The following is a 15,632-nucleotide window of genomic DNA, read 5'->3' on the forward strand; positions in this document are numbered from 1 at the left end:
GAATCAGCCCCTGTCGAGTGCCCTCGGAGTCCATCGATGACTGAATGGCTGCTCTTGGCCACGTCTTTGCTTCTCATGCTGGCCTGTGGCGTGTTCGTCGCCGCGGAGTTCTCGTTCGTCACCGTCGATCGAGCCACGATCGAACGTGATGCCGAAGCCGGCGACAAAGGTGCGCAGGGCACGCTGATCGCGTTGAAGTCGCTGTCGACGCAGCTCAGCGGCGCTCAGCTCGGCATCACGATCACCAACCTGGCGATCGGCTTCTTGGCCGAGCCGGCGATCGGCAAGCTTGTTGCACGATCCGCTGGAGTCCCTCGGGCTCGAAGGCGGCGCACTGCGCGGGGTGTCGTACGCGATAGCCCTGGTGCTCAGCACCGTCGTGACGATGCTGGTCGGCGAGCTCATCCCCAAGAACTTCGCGCTGGCCCTGCCCCAGCGCACCGCCGCCGTGACCCAGTGGCCGCAACGCGCGTTCACCAAGGCCATGGCCTGGCCGATCAGGTTGCTCAACGGCCTGGCCAACACGATCCTGCGCGCGCTCGGCGTCGAGCCGCAAGAAGCTGCGCTCCGCCCGCTCGCCGCTCGAGCTGCGGTCACTCGTGCTGCGCTCGGCGCTGGAAGGTGCGATCGACGACGAGACCGCTGACCTCGTGGCCCGCAGCATCGCGTTCGGCGACCGCACGGCCGCCGACGTGCGCACGCCCCGGGTGCGGGTGCACTTCCTCGAGAGCCGCGACACCGCCTACGACGTCATCGAGGCAGCGCGGCAGACCGGTCACTCCAGGTTCCCCGTCATCGGCAAGTCACCTGATGACGTCTTGGGCGCGGTGCACGTCAAGCGGGCCGTCGGCGTCGACGTCGACCGGCGCCGCAATGTCCGCCTGATCGACATCCTCGACCCCGTCACGACCGTCCCCGACAGCATCGAGCTCGACCCGTTGTTGCTGCTGCTGCGCGAGCAGGGCATGCAGATGGCGGTCGTGGTCGACGAGTACGGCGGAACCGATGGCATCGTGACCCTCGAAGACCTGATCGAGGAGATCGTCGGTGACATCGCCGACGAGCACGACCGGTTGTCGGCGCGCAGCCGCCACCGCCGCGACGGAACGTGGTCGCTGTCGGGTTTGCTGCGGCCCGACGAGGTCGAGGAGCAGACCGGCATCTCGTTGCCCGAGGGCGAGGACTACGAGACCATCGCCGGCCTGATCAACCTCGAGCCGGTCGCATCGCGGTGCGCGGCGACGCCGTCCGCCTCACGATCGAGCCCACGCTGGACGAGAACGACGAGGAGCAAGATCCGGTCACCGTGGTCCTGACGGTCGAACGCATGGAAGGACGTCGTATCGACCGGGTGTCCCTGACGATCGACGACTCGGCGACGGCGAAGGCAGGTGAGGGGCATGAGTGACTGGGGTGGAGTGCTGCTCACGCTGCTGTTGCTGGCACTCAACGCACTGTTCGTCGCGGCCGAGTTCGCGCTGATCTCGGCACGGCGCACCCAGCTCGAGCCGCGCATCGCAGCCGGTTCGCGGCCCGCCCGCATGGCGATGCGGGCGATCGAGAACATCACGCAGGTCATGGCGGCGGCCCAGCTCGGCATCACGATCTGCTCGCTGGGCCTCGGTGCGGTCGGCGAGCCCGCGATCGCGCACCTGATGGAGCCCGCCTTTGAGGCGGTCGGCGTCCCCGAAGGACTCCTGCATCCCATCTCGTTCGTGATCGCGATGACGCTGGTCGTGTTCGCGCACGTCGTGCTCGGCGAGATGGTGCCCAAGAACCTCGCCCTCGTGGGCCCCGACCGTGCATCGTTGTTCCTCGGGCCGTTCATGCTCGGCGTCGTCTTCGTGCTCAAGCCGTTCGTCGTCGTGCTCAACGGCATCGCGAACCTCATCATCCGGTTGTTCCGGGTGCAGCCCGTCGACGAGGTGTCCTCGACGTACACGCATGACGAGGTCGCGGGCCTGGTCGCCGAGTCACGTCGTGAGGGCCTGCTCGACGAGCACGAGTTCAGCCTCGTGTCGGGCGCGCTCGACTTCTCCGACGGCACGATCGACCAGGTGCTGCTGCACCGCGACGGCCTCGTCACGATCCCGCCGAGCTCGACCCCGGTCGACGTCGAGCGTGCCTGCGCTGACACCGGCTTCTCGCGCTTCCCGGTCACCGATGCCGAAGGCAACCTGACGGGCTACCTGCACATCAAGGACGTGCTCGAGACCGACGAGGCCTCACGGCTGGAGACGATCGCCGACAAGTGGGTCCGCCCGCTCGCGACGGTCGCGCTCGGATCGGGTCTGTACGAGGCGCTGCGCACGATGCAGTCACGCGGCTCGCACATGGCGCGGGTCGCCGACGAGCAGGGCGAGGTGCTCGGGGTCATCATGCTCGAGGACGTCCTCGGAGAGGCTGGTCGGCGAGATCCGCAGCGCTGAGAGGGCCTGACCCGCGCGCATTCGCATCGCGTTGGGCGGGTGGGTCAGAATGACTCGGTGCGCCGCATCCTGATCGTCATCGCCAGCCTGCTCGCCGCCCTGCTCGTGGCGGGGGCGGTGTTCTCGTTCGTGACGGTGCGCAAGTCCTTCCCCGACACCAGCGGCACGGTGCAGATCGCCAGGCTCACGGACGACGTGACGATCAAGCGCGACAAGCTGGGCATCCCGCAGATCTACGCCGACACCCCAGAGGACCTGTTCCTCGCGCAGGGCTATGTGCACGCGCAGGACCGGTTCTACGAGATGGACTTCCGTCGTCACGTGACGGCGGGCCGTCTGGCCGAGCTGGTCGGCGACGGCGCGCTCGAGACCGACAAGTACGTGCGCACGCTGGGCTGGCGGCGGGTCGCGGAGCGAGAGGTCGCGCTGCTCGACGACGAGACCCGGAGCCTGCTGCGGGCATACGCACGCGGCGTCAACTCCTACATCGACAACCGTTCGGCGTCGAAGCTCTCGCTGGAGTACTCCGTGCTGTCGTTGACAGGCCCCAGCTACACGCCCGAACCGTGGACGACGGTCGACTCGCTGGCGTGGATCAAGGCCATGGCCTGGGACCTGCGCAGCAACATGGACGACGAGATCGATCGCGTCCTCGCGACGCAGAACCTCCCGGTCGAGAAGGTCGAAGCCTCACCCCGACTATCCGGCCGATCACGCGACGATCGTCGGCGACCAGGGCGCGGTCGTGGACGGCCAGTTCGCCGATTCCGCCGAGCCGTCGTCGGGTGCCGAGCTGGCTCGGGCAGCCGTCGCATCGCTGAGCAAGGCGCGCAGCGGCGCCGAGGCGTTGCCGGCGCTGCTCGGCATCGGCGACGGCATCGGTTCCAACTCGTGGGTCGTGGACGGCAAGCGATCGCAGACCGGCAAGCCGATCCTGGCCAATGACCCGCACCTCGCGCCGTCGATGCCCGGCATCTGGTACCAGGTCGGCCTGCACTGCCGGAAGGTCAGTGAGGCCTGCCCGTACGACGTCTCGGGCTTCTCGTTCTCGGGTCTGCCGGGAGTCGTCGTCGGTCACAACGCCAAGATCGCGTGGGGCGTCACGACGATGTACGCCGATGTCGCCGACCTGTACCTCGAGCGGGTCACCGGCGACACGTACGAGTTCAACGGCAAGCAGGTCCCGTTGACGACCCGGCAGGAGACGTTCAAGGTCGCCGGTGGCGACGACGAGACCATCACGGTGCGCTCGACCAGGCACGGCCCGATCCTGTCCGACCTCGACGACGACATCGAGAAGGTCGGCACGAGCGTGCAGCGGACGACCAGCCAGGGCAGCTACGAGGTCGCCCTCCGGTGGACGGCGCTCGACCCCTCGCCGACCATCAAGGCCGTCTTCGCGCTCGGCAAGGCGCAGAACTGGGACGACTTCCGGGCCGCGGCCAAGCTCTTCACGGTGCCGTCGCAGAACCTCGTCTACGCCGATGTCGACGGCAACATCGGCTACCAGTCGCCCGGCACGATCCCGATCCGCAAGAAGGGCGACGGTCGCTGGCCGGTGCCCGGCTGGGACTCCTCGTACGGGTGGAAGGGCACGATCCCGTTCGACGGCTGCCACGGGTGTACAACCCCGACGAGGGCTTCATCGTCACAGCCAACAACAAGGTCATCGGCGACCAGTACCCCGCTGCTCGGCGCCGACACGGCTGCCGGCTACCGGTCGGAGCGGATCCGCGAGCTGATCGAGGCCAAGGACAAGCCGAGCGTCCAGGACATGTCGGAGCTGCAGAACGACTCCTACAGCCCGTTGGCAGCGATGCTGGTGCCCGCGCTGCTCGACGTGAAGCTGGACGACAAGTACTACCGCCAGGGGCAGGACACCCTGAAGGGCTGGGACTACCGGCAGGACGCGGACTCGTCGGCCGCGGCGTACTTCAACGCGGTGTGGAGCAACCTGCTGACCGACACCTTCCACGACCAGCTGCCGCAGGAGGTCTGGCCCGGTGGGCGAGCGCTGGTTCAGCGTCGTGGGCTCGATCCTCGACGACGAGAACAGCAAGTGGTGGGACGACATCACGACGCCGGTGCGGGGAGACCCGCGACGAGATCCTGGCCCAGGCGATGCGTGATGCTCGTGACGGCCGACGATGAACCAGTCCCGCAGCCCCGAGAAGTGGCGTTGGGGTGCGATGCACACGCTCGACCTGGTCAACCCGACCCTGGGCGACTCGGGCGTCGCGGCCGTCAACTGGCTGTTCAACCGGGGCCCGTTCGACATCGGCGGTGGCAGCGGCATCGTCAACGCGACGAGCTGGGATGCGACAGAAGGCTACGAGATCACCGCCGTGCCGTCGATGCGGATGATCGTCGACCTCGACGACTTCGACCGGTCACGCTGGATCCAGCTGACCGGAAACTCCGGCCACGCGTTCCACGACAACTACGTCGACCAGCAGAAGCTGTGGGCCCAGGGGAAGACCGCGCCGTGGGCGTTCGAGAGCAAGGCGGTGGAGGACGCCACCGACAAGGTGCTGACGTTGAAGGGGCAGACGGGCTGACGATCTCAATTCAGCGGCGAGGACTGATATCGTTGGATTGATATCGGAGGTGGCACCATGGAGCAGATCCTGATCCGCAATCTTCCTGCGGGGACAAAGGCCGTGCTGAGGGCGCGCGCGAAGCAGCATCGGCAGTCGGTCGAGGCCGAAGCGCGTCAGATCCTTGCCGACGCCCTCGGCCGGGAGCAGATCACAATGGTCGATCTCTTGAGTACCCCTGAAGGAGTAGACATCGAGTTCGAGCCCGAGCGCCTGGGCCTCACTGCCCGCACCCCCGAACTATGGCTCAGCCGGTCGGTACGTGCTTGACACGAACGTGGTGTCCGCGCTCCGCATTCGAGGACGCCATCAGGTGGTCGAGACCTGGGCCGCGTCAATTCCTGTTGTTGACCAGTTCGTCACGGCTACGACCATCGCAGAGCTCGAGCGCGGAGTGGTCGCGAAGGAAAGGTCCGATCCGGCGCAAGGAGATGTCCTACGTCGGTGGCTTGAAGAGCGGGTCCTGCCCGCCTTCTCCGATCGGGTTCTGCCGTTCGATCTCTCGGCCGCTCGGACCCTGGCCGCCTATCGCGTCCCAGAGCACGCGCCCTTCGACGACGCACTGATCGCGGCGGTTGCTGAAGCCAGGGACATGACGATTGCGACCCGAAACGTCAAGCATTTCGAGCCGCTCGGTGTTCGATGTGTCAATCCGTGGGACTCACGCTGAGTCACGGCACCCGGAAGATCCCCGACGGCGTCGCGGCCATCTGCACGGAGACGTCGTGCGGCTCGTGGGGCACCTCGGGCAGCAGTTCATGGGCGAAGACGACGGCGCAGATCGGTGCCGTGACCTCGGCCAGGGCACGGTCGTAGTAGCCGGCTCCGCGGCCGAGGCGGTGGCCGCTGTGATCGACTGCGAGCGCGGGGACGATCACGACGTCGCAGCCCGCCAGTGCACCGGTGCCGAGTCGGGGGCCCGACGGCTCGGGGATGCCCAGGGACGTCGTGGTGAGCGGCGCGTCCGGGTCGAGCCCGACCCAGTCGAGCGTGTGGTCGGGCAGGCTGATCGGCACGATCACCTCGATCCCGCGCGCGGCGAACCCTGCCACGGCAGGGCCGGTTCCGGGCTCGGACGGCATCGAGAGGTAGCAGGCGACCCGCTTGGCTCGGGCGACGACCGGAGTGGCCAGCAGGTGCAGGGCGATGGCCTCGGCTGCCTCGACGCGTTCGGGGCCGGTCATCGACCGCCGTTCGAGCAACAAATCTGCGCGCGCCTGCGTCTTGTCCACGCGGCTGACGCTAACCTATGGGCGCCGGAACGATGAGGGAGCAACGATGAGCGGACTCGAACAGGCGCAGCAGCGCATGGCGGATGCTGGTGTGCCGCAACGCGCCATCGATGTCTTCGCATCCTTCTACGTCCAGCTCGAGCAGGGCGCGACCGGCATGATCCCCGAGGCGGACGTCGAGCCGCTGACCGGCATCGACCATGCGAGCGCGCTGCAGATCAGTGAAGAGGACTGCCGCGCGGCCGCCGCCGTCACGGCGGTCATCAAGCTCAACGGCGGTCTCGGCACGTCGATGGGACTCGACCGGGCCAAGACGCTGCTGCCCGTCCGTCCCGACCTGACATTCCTCGACGTCATCGCGGGCCAGGTGCTCGCGGTGCGCGAGACGTACGGCGTGTCGATGCCGTTGCTGTTCATGAACAAGCTTCCGCACCCGCGACGACACCTTGGCCGCACTCGCGAAGTACGACGGTCTCGCGGTCGACGGCCTGCCGCTGGACTTCCTGCAGAACCGTGAGCCCAAGCTGCGCGCCGACGACCTGACGCCTGTCGACTGGCCGGCCGATCCCTCGCTCGAGTGGTGCCCGCCTGGCCACGGCGACCTGTACACCGCGCTCGAGGTGTCGGGCATCCTCGATGCGCTGATCGACGCCGGCTACCGCTACGCGACGGTCTCCAACGCCGACAACCTCGGGGCCGCACCCGATCCGGCGATGATGGGCTGGTTCGCCGCCTCCGGGGCGCCGTACGCCGCGGAGGTGTGCCGTCGCACGCCCGCCGACGTCAAGGGCGGTCACATCGTGGTGCGGCGCAGCGACGGTCGACTCGTCCTGCGGGAGACTGCGCAGACTCCCGCAGAGGATGCGGCGGCGGCCTCCGACCTGACCCGGCACCAGTACTTCCACACCAACAACCTGTGGTTCGACCTGCAGGTCATGAAGTCGACGCTGCAAGAACGCGACGGTGTGCTGGGGCTGCCGCTGATCCGCAACGCCAAGACCGTCGACCCGACTGACCCGACCTCGACCCCGGTCGTGCAGATCGAGTCGGCGATGGGTGCTGCTGTCGAGGTGTTCGACGGGGCGACGGCGATCGAGGTCGATCGTTCGCGCTTCCTGCCCGTCAAGACGACCAACGACCTGCTCCTGCTGCGCTCCGACGTCTATGGGGTCGGCGACGACTTCCGGGTCCGCTCGCAGGTCGCGACCCCGCCGCTGATCGACCTCGACCGCCGGTTCTACACCACGATCGCCGACTTCGACGCCCGCATCCCGACGCCGCCGTCACTCGCTGGAGCCGAGTCGTTGACGGTCCGTGGCGACTGGCGGTTCGGACGCGACGTGGTCGTCGTCGGGGCAGTGCAGCTCGACGACACGGGCACGGCCGAGAGCATCGCAACCGACACGCGGTTAGGCTGATCGACATGTCGACAGGAGATACCGGTGACCATCCAGATCAGGGCGCGCTGCCGATCGACCCGGTGACTCCCGACCCGACAGACGCCTCGGCGGCAGAGCCCTCGGCCCGTCCGGTGCGCTCTCGTCCAGCCAGCATCCCCGACGGGCTGCTGACCGTCGAGGATCATCTCGAGAAGATCCTGCGTGGCATCGGCCCGCTCGCGGCCTACGACCAGCCGCTCGTCGAGTCTCTGGGACTTCCGCTGCACGAGGCATTCGTCGCTCCGATGAGCCTGCCGTTGTTCGACAACTCGGCGATGGACGGCTACGCAGTGCGCGCCGAAGACATCGCGGGTGCCGGCTCTGACAGCCCCGTCACCCTGCCCGTCGTCGGCGAGATCGCCGCCCGGATCGGCCAAGCCGTTCGCGATCAGCGCCGGCACGGCCGTCAAGATCATGACGGGTGCACCGATCCCGCGCGGCGCCGACTCGGTCGTGCCGATCGAGCAGACCGACGGTGGCAACGCCCGGGTGCAGATCTACGCCTCGACGCAGCCCGGAGAGCGCATCCGGCCGAAGGGCGAGGACGTCACCGCGGGCGACACGGTCCTGGCCGAGGGCACCGTCCTCGGTCCGCGCGAGATCGGGCTGCTGGCTTCGCTCGGCGCACCGCGGGTCAAGGCACGTCCGCGCCCACGAGTCGTCGTGATCTCGACCGGCACCGAGCTGCGCGAACCCGGCACCCACCTCGACTACGACTCGATCAACGACGGCAACAAGCTACATGCTCGCCGCAGCGATTCGTGAGGCCGGTGCGATCTGCTACCGCGTCGGCGCGGTCGACGACAACCCGCGCACGTTCCGCCGGGTGCTGTCCGAGCAAGCTCGTGCGCGCCGATCTCGTCGTCACGAGCGGCGGCATCAGCAAGGGCGATCACGACGTCGTCAAGGAGACCTTGTCGGCGCTCGGCACGGTCGAGTTCCACGAGGTCGCCATGCAGCCGGGCAAGCCCCAGGGCTTTGGCCGGGTGTTCGACGAGCAGACCCCCATCATCACGCTGCCCGGCAACGGGGTGTCGGCGTACGTCTCGTTCGAGGTGTTCGTGCTGCCGGCGATCCGCCGGATGATGGGCCGCACCCCCTATCGTCGTCCGATGGTCCACGCCGTCCTGGCCTCCGACCTGCAGTCCCGTCCCGGCGTCCGGCAGTACGTGCGCGGCGTCTTCGAGGTCACGCACCGTGGCGCCAAGGTCACGCCCTCGTCGGTGCCGGTTCGCACCTGGTGGGCTCGCTGGCCAAGGCCAATGCGCTGATCATCGTGGGGGAGGACCAGACGGCGCTCAACATGGGCGACACGGTCCGCACCCTGGTGCTCGACAGGCCGTTCTGATGGCCGATCGTCTGACCCACGTCGACGAGACGGGTGCTGCCCGCATGGTCGACGTCACCGCCAAGGACGTCACGGCCAGATCGGCCACCGCTCGCGGACGGGTCGAGGTCAGCGCCGAGGTCGTCCGCCTGCTGCGAGCCGACGGCATGCCCAAGGGCGACGCCCTGGCAGTGGCCCGCATCGCCGGCATCATGGGTGCCAGCGCACCCCCGATCTGGTCCCGCTGTGCCATCCGCTCGCGATCAGCGGCGTCGAGGTCGACCTCGAGGTCGCCGACGACGCGGTGCTGATCGGGGCGACGGTGCGAACAGCCGACCGCACCGGCGTCGAGATGGAGGCACTGACCGCAGTCAGCGTCGCGGCGCTCACGGTCGTCGACATGGTCAAGGCAGTCGACAAGCTGGCCCGCATCACCGACATCGAGGTCGTCGCGAAGTCGGGCGGCAAGAGCGGCGACTGGCAGCGATGAGCACGACGCCGAGGGCTGCTGTCGTCGTCGCGTCCAATCGCGCGGCCGCCGGCATCTACACCGACGAGACAGGCCCGCTGATCGTCGAGGCGCTTGCCTCCTGGGGGTTCGAGGTCGGCGACGCCGTGGTCGTGGGCGATGGCGACCCGGTCGCCTCGGCGATCGCCGCGGCGCTCGCTGCGGGAGTCGACACGATCGTCACGACCGGCGGCACCGGCATCAACCCCACCGACCGCACCCCCGAGGCGACCAGGCCGTTGCTCGATCGCGAGCTGCCGGGCGTCGCCGAGGCGATGAGGGCCCGCGGCATCGCTGCCGGCGTGCCCACCGCTGCGCTCTCGCGCGGACTGGCCGGGGTTGCCGGCCGCACGCTCGTGGTCAACCTGCCCGGATCGCGCGGCGGGGTCAAGGACGGCCTCGCGGTGCTCGCCGACCTCCTGCCTCACGCGGTCGACCAGCTGCGCGGTGGCGATCACCCCCGGAGCGGATCCTGAGTCCCGGCTGGCCCGTCGTGCTGCGACACGGGTCGATCGGTGTCCGCCCGCTGCGACGACGTGACGCCCGTGCGTGGTCGCGGCTGCGAGCAGCGAACGTCGCGTGGCTGAGCCCGTGGGAGGCGACCCTGCCGCAGGAGGCCGGCCCGCCCGCAGCGTCCTATGTCGGCATGATCGGCACTCTGCGACGCCGGGCTCGCCAAGGCCACACGATGCCCTTCGTGCTGACGTGGGACGACGAGTTCGTCGGCATGCTGACGGTCAACAGCATCACGTGGGGCTCGGCGCGGTCGGCCAACATCGGCTACTGGATCGCGCGCAGCCACGCAGGTCGCAGCATCACGCCGACCGCCGTCGCGCTGGTGTGTGACCATCTCCTCACGACAGTCGGGCTGCATCGCATCGAGATCGCGATCCGCCCCGAGAACGACCCGAGCCTGCGAGTCGTGCACAAGCTGGGCTTCACCGAGATCGGGATCGCCCCGCGATTCCTGCACATTGCCGGCGAGTGGCGTGATCATGCGGTGTTCCAGATCCTCGCCGAGGACGTGCCCCGCGGTCTGCTCGAGCGACTCGACCGCTGAGCCAGTCACATCAGCCCCAGAAGTTCTCAGGCGACACACGGTCACGGGTGCGGGCTATCTGCACGCTGACCGCCTAACGTCGTCCATGTGGGTCCTAGTGCCGGGTTGATCATCGCGTTCGTCGTCGTCGTATGGGCGGCGTACTTCATCCCGCTTGCCCTGCGCCGTTACGACGAGGCCAGCAAGGACGCATCGGTCGAAGGATCGGGCTCGCTGAGCCGGGTCATCGCCTGGCCAGGGGCGGGCCGCACTGCCGACGAGGCGACCGAGGTCGTCACGCCCGCCGAGACCGAGACGGTCGCTGAGGCTCCCACCGCCAAGCCCGTTCGCACGCTCGACCGTCCGGCTGCTCGCCTGGCCGCCCGCCGCCGTCGCCGCACCCTGCTGACCTTGCTCGGCCTCGCTGTCGTGGTCACGGGTCTTGCCGTGGCCGGCGTCATCGCGTTGCCGTTCATCGCCGCGCCGGTGACCCTGATCGTCGCCTGGCTCGTGGCCTGCCGCATCCAGGTGCGCGGCGAGCGAGGCATCTCGAGCCAGAAGACGCCGCGCGCGACCAAGATCGCCGGTTCCCTCGCGGGCAAGGTCAAGGCCACCGCCCAGACCGCCAAGACGCAGGCCACGACGAAGAGCAAGAGCAAGACGAAGGCCAAGACCAAGGGCAAGTCAACGGTCTCGACTGCCGCCGATGAAGAAGAGACCATCATCGTCTCGGGCCAGTTCGAGGACGTCGACCCGGGCCGCCCGCACGTCATGGAGGTCGTGGCGCTCGAGGACGACGCTCTCGACGACAAGATCGTGATCGCCGTGCCGTCGGTCTCGACGACCGGCGAGGCGCTGTGGGACCCGCTGCCGGTGACGCTGCCCACCTATGTCACCAAGCCGCGCGCAGGGCGCACGGTCCGCACGATCGACTTCTCCCAGCCCGGCACCTGGACCTCGGGACACATCGAGGGTGAGAACGTCGAGCTGCCGGCGCAGGCCGACGAGCCCGGCGAAGAGCGCCGCGCCGTGGGTCACTGAACCCGCCTGATCAACCCGGGACTTGCCTGATAAAGTTGCGGAGCGCTCGCAGCTAGAGGGCATGGGGCATTGGCGCAGTTGGTAGCGCGCTTCGTTCGCATCGAAGAGGTCAGGAGTTCGAATCTCCTATGCTCCACCCGCACAGACCCAGATCAGGTGACCATCACCCGATCTGGGTCTGTTGGCGTTTGCGGCAAAAATCAAGTCGATAGCAGCAGATTATGAAGGCGACACCCTGTGGCGTTAGGATTCGCAGGTGATTCGACAGCATCGCCGCCCCCGTTCTCGCCAGCTTCGATCGATCGGGGAGACCCGACGATGGCTGATGATCCTGCTAGCCGCGGTGCTCACGATGCTGTCTCTGCCGGTCTTGGCGACCTCGGCCTCGGCTGCGCCGAACTCGCTGCAGATCGACAAGAGCGTCGACGTCGAGAAGCCGAAGCCGGGCCAGGCGTTCACCTACACGATCCAGGTCATCTGCTCCGAAGATGACTGCCTCGACGCGCAGATCGTCGACGAGCTGCCGGACGGCCTGGTCGGATTCCCGATCACGGGCGTCACGTTCAGCCCCGACCAGTCGATCCCGCGCACCGTCAGCTGGGGCACCGGGAGGGACCGCGACACCGCCGGCGACCGTGGCTGCCGACACCGAAGCCCACGGTCGACCTCAAGGAAGACGTCGGCGGCGGCCTGGTCGGACTGGAGAACGGCTCGACCTACACGATCCAGATCTCGCTGAAGGTGCCCGACGACTACCCGCCGGGAACCAGCGACGACATCGTCAACACCGCCTCGGTGTCGGCCTCCAACGCGCTCACCCAGACCTCGGCGGCCACGATCAACATCGACTCCGCAGTCACGATCGCGGCAGCGGTCGACAAGTCGTGGACACCGTCAGCCAGGTGTTCGATCCGGGCGCCAGCTCGACGATCGGCCTCGACATCCGCAATGCGTCCAACGTCGCCGTCGACAGCCTGACGATCCAGGAGCCGAAGAACGCGCCGGCCGATGCTGCGACCCTGCACGCGAGCAACCCGTTCACGATCACCGACTTCGCCGGCTTCGACGATGTCTCCTTGCCTGCGGGATGCGAAGACGTCCAGGTCGACGCCTACGTGTTCGCCGACAGCAAGTGGAGCTGGGTGTCGGGCACCCCGGCTCCGCATCGGCGGGGCTCGGAGCTGCCCGCGGGCGTCAGCAACGGCGAGGTCGGCGGCATCCGCATCACCTGCACCGGCGACATGGCCCCGGGACAGACGATCTCGGTCGACCTCGACCTCGAGCAGCGGGCGACGCACCGCAACGACTCCAGCGACCTGTCGACCGCGGTTCACCGCGTCGACAACGTCACGACCGGTGAGGCTGCCGCGGAGGGCCAGGACCCGGCCACCGATGACGGTGCCGCCAGCTGACACCGTCAACCCGGCGATCCCGACGGTCGAGGCTGCCAAGGACATCACCCCCAGCAGCATCACGGCCGGCCAGTCGGCGAAGGCGACGATCACCGGCACCAACGGTGCTGTCCCGGTCTCGACCTTGCGCCTGGCCGATCTCGACTTCTTCACCGACGAGGTCACGTTCGGCGGCTTCTCGCCGGCCCCCGTGTGGCCGGCCGGCGCCGACACGGCCGAAGTGATCTATCACCTCAGCGCCGGTGGCACCCAGACGGTTCCGTTCACCAACGGCGCCACCCCGACGGCGCCCAGCGGCCCGATCACCGGCTTCGAGATCATCTGGTCCGGCGACACGATCAGTGCTGACGAGACCGCGACCGTCAAGTTCGACATCGACACCTCCGAGGAAGCAACCGGCGCCGACACCGACGTGACGCTGACCAACACGGTTGCCGCCGACGTCGAGGCGCCCAACGGACTCACCGACGAGGCAACGGCATTCGACACGTTGCGCATCGTCAACCCCGACATCTCGGTGACGATCAACAAGGCCGTTCGACCCTCCTCGTCCGTCGAGCCAGGCGAGACCGTCATCTCGTCCCTCGCGGCCAATGCGGTCGCGACCGGTGACGGCGCGGTCGTCCACGACATCGTGGTCGACGACGTCTGGGGAGAAGGCGCTGCTGAGTTCTGGAACGCCTTCGACTTCAAGGCCGTCGCACCGACGCAGGTGCCGCCCAACACCGAGCTGACGATCGAGGTCAGGGGACGCCGCTGGCACCTGGCAGACGCTCAAGGTCTTACGGGCCGAACGGTGCCACGGTCCTGCAGATGACCGACACCCAGGTCGAGGCGGCGCTGCTCCTCGCCGGTATCGACGGCACCGGTATCGACGGCATCCGGTTCAGCTTCCACAACGAAGACGGCTTCGCGTCCGACACGGTGGTGACCCCCAACATCGTGTTCGAGGCCCGCAGCACGCTGCGCACCGGTGGCGACGTCACCCCCGGACCTGACACCCGACGACGTACACCAACACCGCCGGCGTGACCGCAGAAGGCGTCACCGCAGGCGGCAAGCCGTTGGTCGACGAAGACGCCGACACCGGCGTCGGGACGATCGAGACCACCTCAGGTGGCCCCGGCCCAGGCGTCGACATCGACAAGCACTGGGTCGAGGACGCGGTCAACGCCCAGTCCGGCGCGCGGGCCACCACGGTGCTCGACTGGAACGTCAGCGCGGGCTTCGCGCCGGTGACGATCAGCGATCCGGCCGGCGGCTTCGCCTCCCCTGAGAACACCGTCTTCGACGCCTTCGACCTGGTCGACGTCAAGCAGATCTCGGCCTCCAGCGAACCCTTCACGAGCGGCTGGTACCTCAAGTACGACACCATCACCGACGTCCAGCTGTTCGCCGGCGGATCGTGGACCTCCGTACCTGCCCCCGGCGGTTCGTGGATGACCGCAGACCGCGGCTTCAAGGGCTACGTGCTGACCAGTGACCAGTCGGCCGACACGACCGGTGTCCGGATCGTGCTCGACGAGACGGCCGCCGACACCGCGGCCCGTCAAGCGGCCCAGCAGGTGGGATCGGCCTTCGACCCCTTCGCTCCCGAGCCGGAGTCGGGTGTCGGATCGGGCAGCGCCGACCGCGTCTTCCGACTGACCTGGCAGCTGCGCGACAAGACGCGCTCCGACGGCGGATTCGTCGTCGAGGACAAGACCTTCAACCACGCCGATGCCGGTGTCGTCGACAACACGACTGCGGTCACGGGCACGCCCATCGCTGGCGGCGCGAACGTCGAGGACACCGACAACGACACGATCCAGATCATCGACCCCGATCCGGGGGTCGCAGTCACCAAGTCCGTCGACCCTGACGAGAACATCTTCACGCCGCCGGTCGGCACCGACGCCGACGACTTCCCGACGGCTACCTGGACGATGGTCGGCCACAACGCCTCGGTCGCACGGGCGTCCTACGTGCGGCTGACCGATCCGGCGACGTGCACCGACACCGCCCTGGGCGGGTGCGAGAGTGCCGCGACGCCAGCAGGCGCCCTGGCCGATCCGTTCGACGTCGACGTCGACTACTTGACCGACACCGATGTCGCGAATCCGTTCGAACGCTTCGATGCCACCAAGATCACGATCGCTGCGAGCCAGGCCGATCAGGTCGACCTCGACGAGTCGACCGTGTGGCTGCTGCGCTACGACGCAGGCACCTACACGACCGAGCGGGTGACGATCACCGAGGCGAACGCCCTCGAGGCCAGCGACCTGGCCGATGTCGTCGGCATCAGCGTCACGTTCCACGACACCGATCCGGCTGAGTCCGGTGGCACGATCACCCAGGACAACAACCTGTCGATCGAGATCGAGTCGAAGCTTGCGCGCGACCCTGCGCAGCAGCGGCGCCGACCAGATCCTGCGCGCGGGACAGACGCTCGACGTCCCCAACCGGGTCTTCGCCGGAGAGCTGACCACCCGGTCCTGTCGGCCGGCGTCACCGCGAGCGATGTCGACGACGCGATCGCCACGTTGACCGGAGGCGTCGTCAACGTCACCCCGACCAAGCAGGTGTCGCCCGCGCTCATCACCGAGCCCGCCCCCACGTGCCGGTGACG

The 15,632-nt window shown here is 68.2% G+C and carries 22 protein-coding genes, 1 tRNA gene and 4 pseudogenes; 24 read left to right on the plus strand and 3 right to left on the minus strand.

What is annotated here, in order from left to right:
* Nucleotides 1-75: 75 nt before the first annotated feature.
* The 5 genes and pseudogenes from ACHMWU_RS11565 to ACHMWU_RS11585 form a co-directional block, all read left to right on the plus strand.
* A pseudogene (locus ACHMWU_RS11565) lies at nucleotides 76-240 on the plus strand (CNNM domain-containing protein); the annotation flags it as partial.
* Between the two features lie 52 nt (nucleotides 241-292).
* Nucleotides 293-646: a CNNM domain-containing protein gene (locus ACHMWU_RS11570; RefSeq protein WP_396043811.1), complete on the plus strand. Its 354-nt coding sequence runs from the start codon at nucleotides 293-295 to the stop codon at nucleotides 644-646.
* Nucleotides 600-1,316 (plus strand): hemolysin family protein, encoded by a 717-nt coding sequence (locus ACHMWU_RS11575; protein WP_396043813.1) that lies wholly within the window; start codon nucleotides 600-602, stop codon nucleotides 1,314-1,316. The genes ACHMWU_RS11570 and ACHMWU_RS11575 overlap by 47 nt, the downstream gene beginning before the upstream one ends.
* Before the next feature lie 84 nt (nucleotides 1,317-1,400).
* Nucleotides 1,401-2,429, plus strand: coding sequence for a hemolysin family protein (locus ACHMWU_RS11580; protein WP_396043815.1), 1,029 nt, complete (start codon nucleotides 1,401-1,403; stop codon nucleotides 2,427-2,429).
* A 39-nt stretch (nucleotides 2,430-2,468) separates the two neighbouring features.
* The gene (locus tag ACHMWU_RS11585; protein ID WP_396043817.1) at nucleotides 2,469-3,374 is read left to right on the plus strand and encodes a penicillin acylase family protein; all 906 of its coding nucleotides are present in this window, start codon (nucleotides 2,469-2,471) and stop codon (nucleotides 3,372-3,374) included.
* A 129-nt stretch (nucleotides 3,375-3,503) separates the two neighbouring features.
* Here ACHMWU_RS11585 and ACHMWU_RS11590 read toward each other — a convergent pair whose 3' ends face one another.
* Nucleotides 3,504-3,737: a hypothetical protein gene (locus ACHMWU_RS11590; protein WP_396043819.1), complete on the minus strand. Its 234-nt coding sequence runs from the start codon at nucleotides 3,735-3,737 to the stop codon at nucleotides 3,504-3,506.
* A gap of 312 nt (nucleotides 3,738-4,049) precedes the next feature.
* On the opposite strand from ACHMWU_RS11590, the gene ACHMWU_RS11595 reads away from it, so the two are divergent.
* From ACHMWU_RS11595 to ACHMWU_RS11610, 4 genes are read left to right on the plus strand one after another with little or no spacing between them, the layout of a single operon-like run.
* On the plus strand, nucleotides 4,050-4,580 hold the full coding sequence (locus ACHMWU_RS11595) for a hypothetical protein (RefSeq protein ID WP_396046672.1): 531 nt from the start codon (nucleotides 4,050-4,052) through the stop codon (nucleotides 4,578-4,580).
* A 38-nt stretch (nucleotides 4,581-4,618) separates the two neighbouring features.
* Nucleotides 4,619-4,987 carry a penicillin acylase family protein gene (locus ACHMWU_RS11600; RefSeq protein ID WP_396046674.1) on the plus strand — a complete coding sequence of 123 codons (369 nt, stop codon included), beginning with the start codon at nucleotides 4,619-4,621 and terminating at the stop codon, nucleotides 4,985-4,987.
* Between the two features lie 57 nt (nucleotides 4,988-5,044).
* Nucleotides 5,045-5,296 (plus strand): FitA-like ribbon-helix-helix domain-containing protein, encoded by a 252-nt coding sequence (locus ACHMWU_RS11605; protein WP_396043820.1) that lies wholly within the window; start codon nucleotides 5,045-5,047, stop codon nucleotides 5,294-5,296.
* Between the two features lie 43 nt (nucleotides 5,297-5,339).
* Nucleotides 5,340-5,696: a type II toxin-antitoxin system VapC family toxin gene (locus ACHMWU_RS11610; protein ID WP_396043822.1), complete on the plus strand. Its 357-nt coding sequence runs from the start codon at nucleotides 5,340-5,342 to the stop codon at nucleotides 5,694-5,696.
* Between the two features lies 1 nt (nucleotide 5,697).
* Here ACHMWU_RS11610 and ACHMWU_RS11615 read toward each other — a convergent pair whose 3' ends face one another.
* The gene (locus tag ACHMWU_RS11615) at nucleotides 5,698-6,258 is read right to left on the minus strand and encodes a 5-formyltetrahydrofolate cyclo-ligase (RefSeq protein WP_396043824.1); all 561 of its coding nucleotides are present in this window, start codon (nucleotides 6,256-6,258) and stop codon (nucleotides 5,698-5,700) included.
* Between the two features lie 46 nt (nucleotides 6,259-6,304).
* Between ACHMWU_RS11615 and ACHMWU_RS11620 the strand changes: the two are divergent.
* From ACHMWU_RS11620 to ACHMWU_RS11670, 11 genes and pseudogenes are all read left to right on the plus strand, one after another.
* A pseudogene (locus ACHMWU_RS11620) lies at nucleotides 6,305-7,676 on the plus strand (UTP--glucose-1-phosphate uridylyltransferase).
* 5 nt (nucleotides 7,677-7,681) lie between these two features.
* Nucleotides 7,682-7,981 (plus strand): annotated as a pseudogene (locus tag ACHMWU_RS11625) (hypothetical protein); the annotation flags it as partial.
* A 28-nt stretch (nucleotides 7,982-8,009) separates the two neighbouring features.
* Nucleotides 8,010-8,462: a hypothetical protein gene (locus ACHMWU_RS11630; protein WP_396046676.1), complete on the plus strand. Its 453-nt coding sequence runs from the start codon at nucleotides 8,010-8,012 to the stop codon at nucleotides 8,460-8,462.
* A gap of 80 nt (nucleotides 8,463-8,542) precedes the next feature.
* Nucleotides 8,543-8,968, plus strand: coding sequence for a molybdopterin-binding protein (locus ACHMWU_RS11635; RefSeq protein ID WP_396046678.1), 426 nt, complete (start codon nucleotides 8,543-8,545; stop codon nucleotides 8,966-8,968).
* Nucleotides 8,938-9,045 (plus strand): hypothetical protein, encoded by a 108-nt coding sequence (locus ACHMWU_RS11640; protein ID WP_396043826.1) that lies wholly within the window; start codon nucleotides 8,938-8,940, stop codon nucleotides 9,043-9,045. Before ACHMWU_RS11635 ends, ACHMWU_RS11640 begins: the two co-directional genes overlap by 31 nt.
* A pseudogene (gene moaC, locus ACHMWU_RS11645) lies at nucleotides 9,045-9,514 on the plus strand (cyclic pyranopterin monophosphate synthase MoaC). Before ACHMWU_RS11640 ends, moaC begins: the two are co-directional and overlap by 1 nt.
* Nucleotides 9,511-10,008: a molybdenum cofactor biosynthesis protein B gene (locus ACHMWU_RS11650; RefSeq protein WP_396043828.1), complete on the plus strand. Its 498-nt coding sequence runs from the start codon at nucleotides 9,511-9,513 to the stop codon at nucleotides 10,006-10,008. The pseudogene moaC and the gene ACHMWU_RS11650 overlap by 4 nt, the downstream one beginning before the upstream one ends.
* A 17-nt stretch (nucleotides 10,009-10,025) precedes the next feature.
* Complete coding sequence (locus ACHMWU_RS11655) at nucleotides 10,026-10,592, plus strand: GNAT family N-acetyltransferase (protein WP_396043831.1); 567 nt, start codon at nucleotides 10,026-10,028, stop codon at nucleotides 10,590-10,592.
* Between the two features lie 87 nt (nucleotides 10,593-10,679).
* Nucleotides 10,680-11,612 carry a hypothetical protein gene (locus ACHMWU_RS11660; protein ID WP_396043833.1) on the plus strand — a complete coding sequence of 311 codons (933 nt, stop codon included), beginning with the start codon at nucleotides 10,680-10,682 and terminating at the stop codon, nucleotides 11,610-11,612.
* 63 nt (nucleotides 11,613-11,675) lie between these two features.
* Nucleotides 11,676-11,748 (plus strand) — tRNA-Ala (locus tag ACHMWU_RS11665).
* A 189-nt stretch (nucleotides 11,749-11,937) separates the two neighbouring features.
* Entirely contained in the window at nucleotides 11,938-12,351 is a 414-nt protein-coding gene (locus ACHMWU_RS11670; RefSeq protein WP_396043835.1) for a hypothetical protein, read from the plus strand.
* 13 nt (nucleotides 12,352-12,364) lie between these two features.
* Here the strand turns inward: ACHMWU_RS11670 and ACHMWU_RS11675 are convergent, their stop codons facing one another.
* Nucleotides 12,365-12,493: a hypothetical protein gene (locus ACHMWU_RS11675; protein ID WP_396043837.1), complete on the minus strand. Its 129-nt coding sequence runs from the start codon at nucleotides 12,491-12,493 to the stop codon at nucleotides 12,365-12,367.
* A 3-nt stretch (nucleotides 12,494-12,496) separates the two neighbouring features.
* Between ACHMWU_RS11675 and ACHMWU_RS11680 the strand changes: the two genes are divergently transcribed.
* The 4 genes from ACHMWU_RS11680 to ACHMWU_RS11695 are packed head-to-tail and all read left to right on the plus strand — an operon-like array spanning nucleotide 12,497 to nucleotide 15,630.
* On the plus strand, nucleotides 12,497-13,024 hold the full coding sequence (locus ACHMWU_RS11680; protein ID WP_396043839.1) for a hypothetical protein: 528 nt from the start codon (nucleotides 12,497-12,499) through the stop codon (nucleotides 13,022-13,024).
* Nucleotides 13,005-13,841: a hypothetical protein gene (locus tag ACHMWU_RS11685; protein WP_396043841.1), complete on the plus strand. Its 837-nt coding sequence runs from the start codon at nucleotides 13,005-13,007 to the stop codon at nucleotides 13,839-13,841. Before ACHMWU_RS11680 ends, ACHMWU_RS11685 begins: the two co-directional genes overlap by 20 nt.
* Nucleotides 13,838-14,056, plus strand: a complete 219-nt coding sequence (locus ACHMWU_RS11690) for a hypothetical protein (protein ID WP_396043844.1) — start codon at nucleotides 13,838-13,840, stop codon at nucleotides 14,054-14,056. Before ACHMWU_RS11685 ends, ACHMWU_RS11690 begins: the two co-directional genes overlap by 4 nt.
* Complete coding sequence (locus ACHMWU_RS11695) at nucleotides 14,053-15,630, plus strand: hypothetical protein (protein ID WP_396043846.1); 1,578 nt, start codon at nucleotides 14,053-14,055, stop codon at nucleotides 15,628-15,630. The genes ACHMWU_RS11690 and ACHMWU_RS11695 overlap by 4 nt, the downstream gene beginning before the upstream one ends.
* Nucleotides 15,631-15,632: the final 2 nt, after the last annotated feature.

The organism is Aeromicrobium sp. UC242_57 (assembly GCF_044452305.1).
Taxonomy (GTDB): Bacteria; Actinomycetota; Actinomycetes; order Propionibacteriales; family Nocardioidaceae; genus Aeromicrobium.

Excerpts from the sequence above, each read along its gene's own strand:
- ACHMWU_RS11580 (WP_396043815.1), top strand. The coding sequence starts at position 1,401 with ATGAGTGACTGGGGTGGAGTGCTGCTCACGCTGCTGTTGCTGGCACTC.
- ACHMWU_RS11600 (WP_396046674.1), top strand. The coding sequence starts at position 4,619 with ATGCACACGCTCGACCTGGTCAACCCGACCCTGGGCGACTCGGGCGTC.
- ACHMWU_RS11605 (WP_396043820.1), top strand. The coding sequence starts at position 5,045 with ATGGAGCAGATCCTGATCCGCAATCTTCCTGCGGGGACAAAGGCCGTG.
- ACHMWU_RS11650 (WP_396043828.1), top strand. The coding sequence starts at position 9,511 with ATGAGCACGACGCCGAGGGCTGCTGTCGTCGTCGCGTCCAATCGCGCG.
- ACHMWU_RS11670 (WP_396043835.1), top strand. The coding sequence starts at position 11,938 with ATGATCCTGCTAGCCGCGGTGCTCACGATGCTGTCTCTGCCGGTCTTG.
- ACHMWU_RS11685 (WP_396043841.1), top strand. The coding sequence starts at position 13,005 with ATGACGGTGCCGCCAGCTGACACCGTCAACCCGGCGATCCCGACGGTC.
- ACHMWU_RS11690 (WP_396043844.1), top strand. The coding sequence starts at position 13,838 with ATGACCGACACCCAGGTCGAGGCGGCGCTGCTCCTCGCCGGTATCGAC.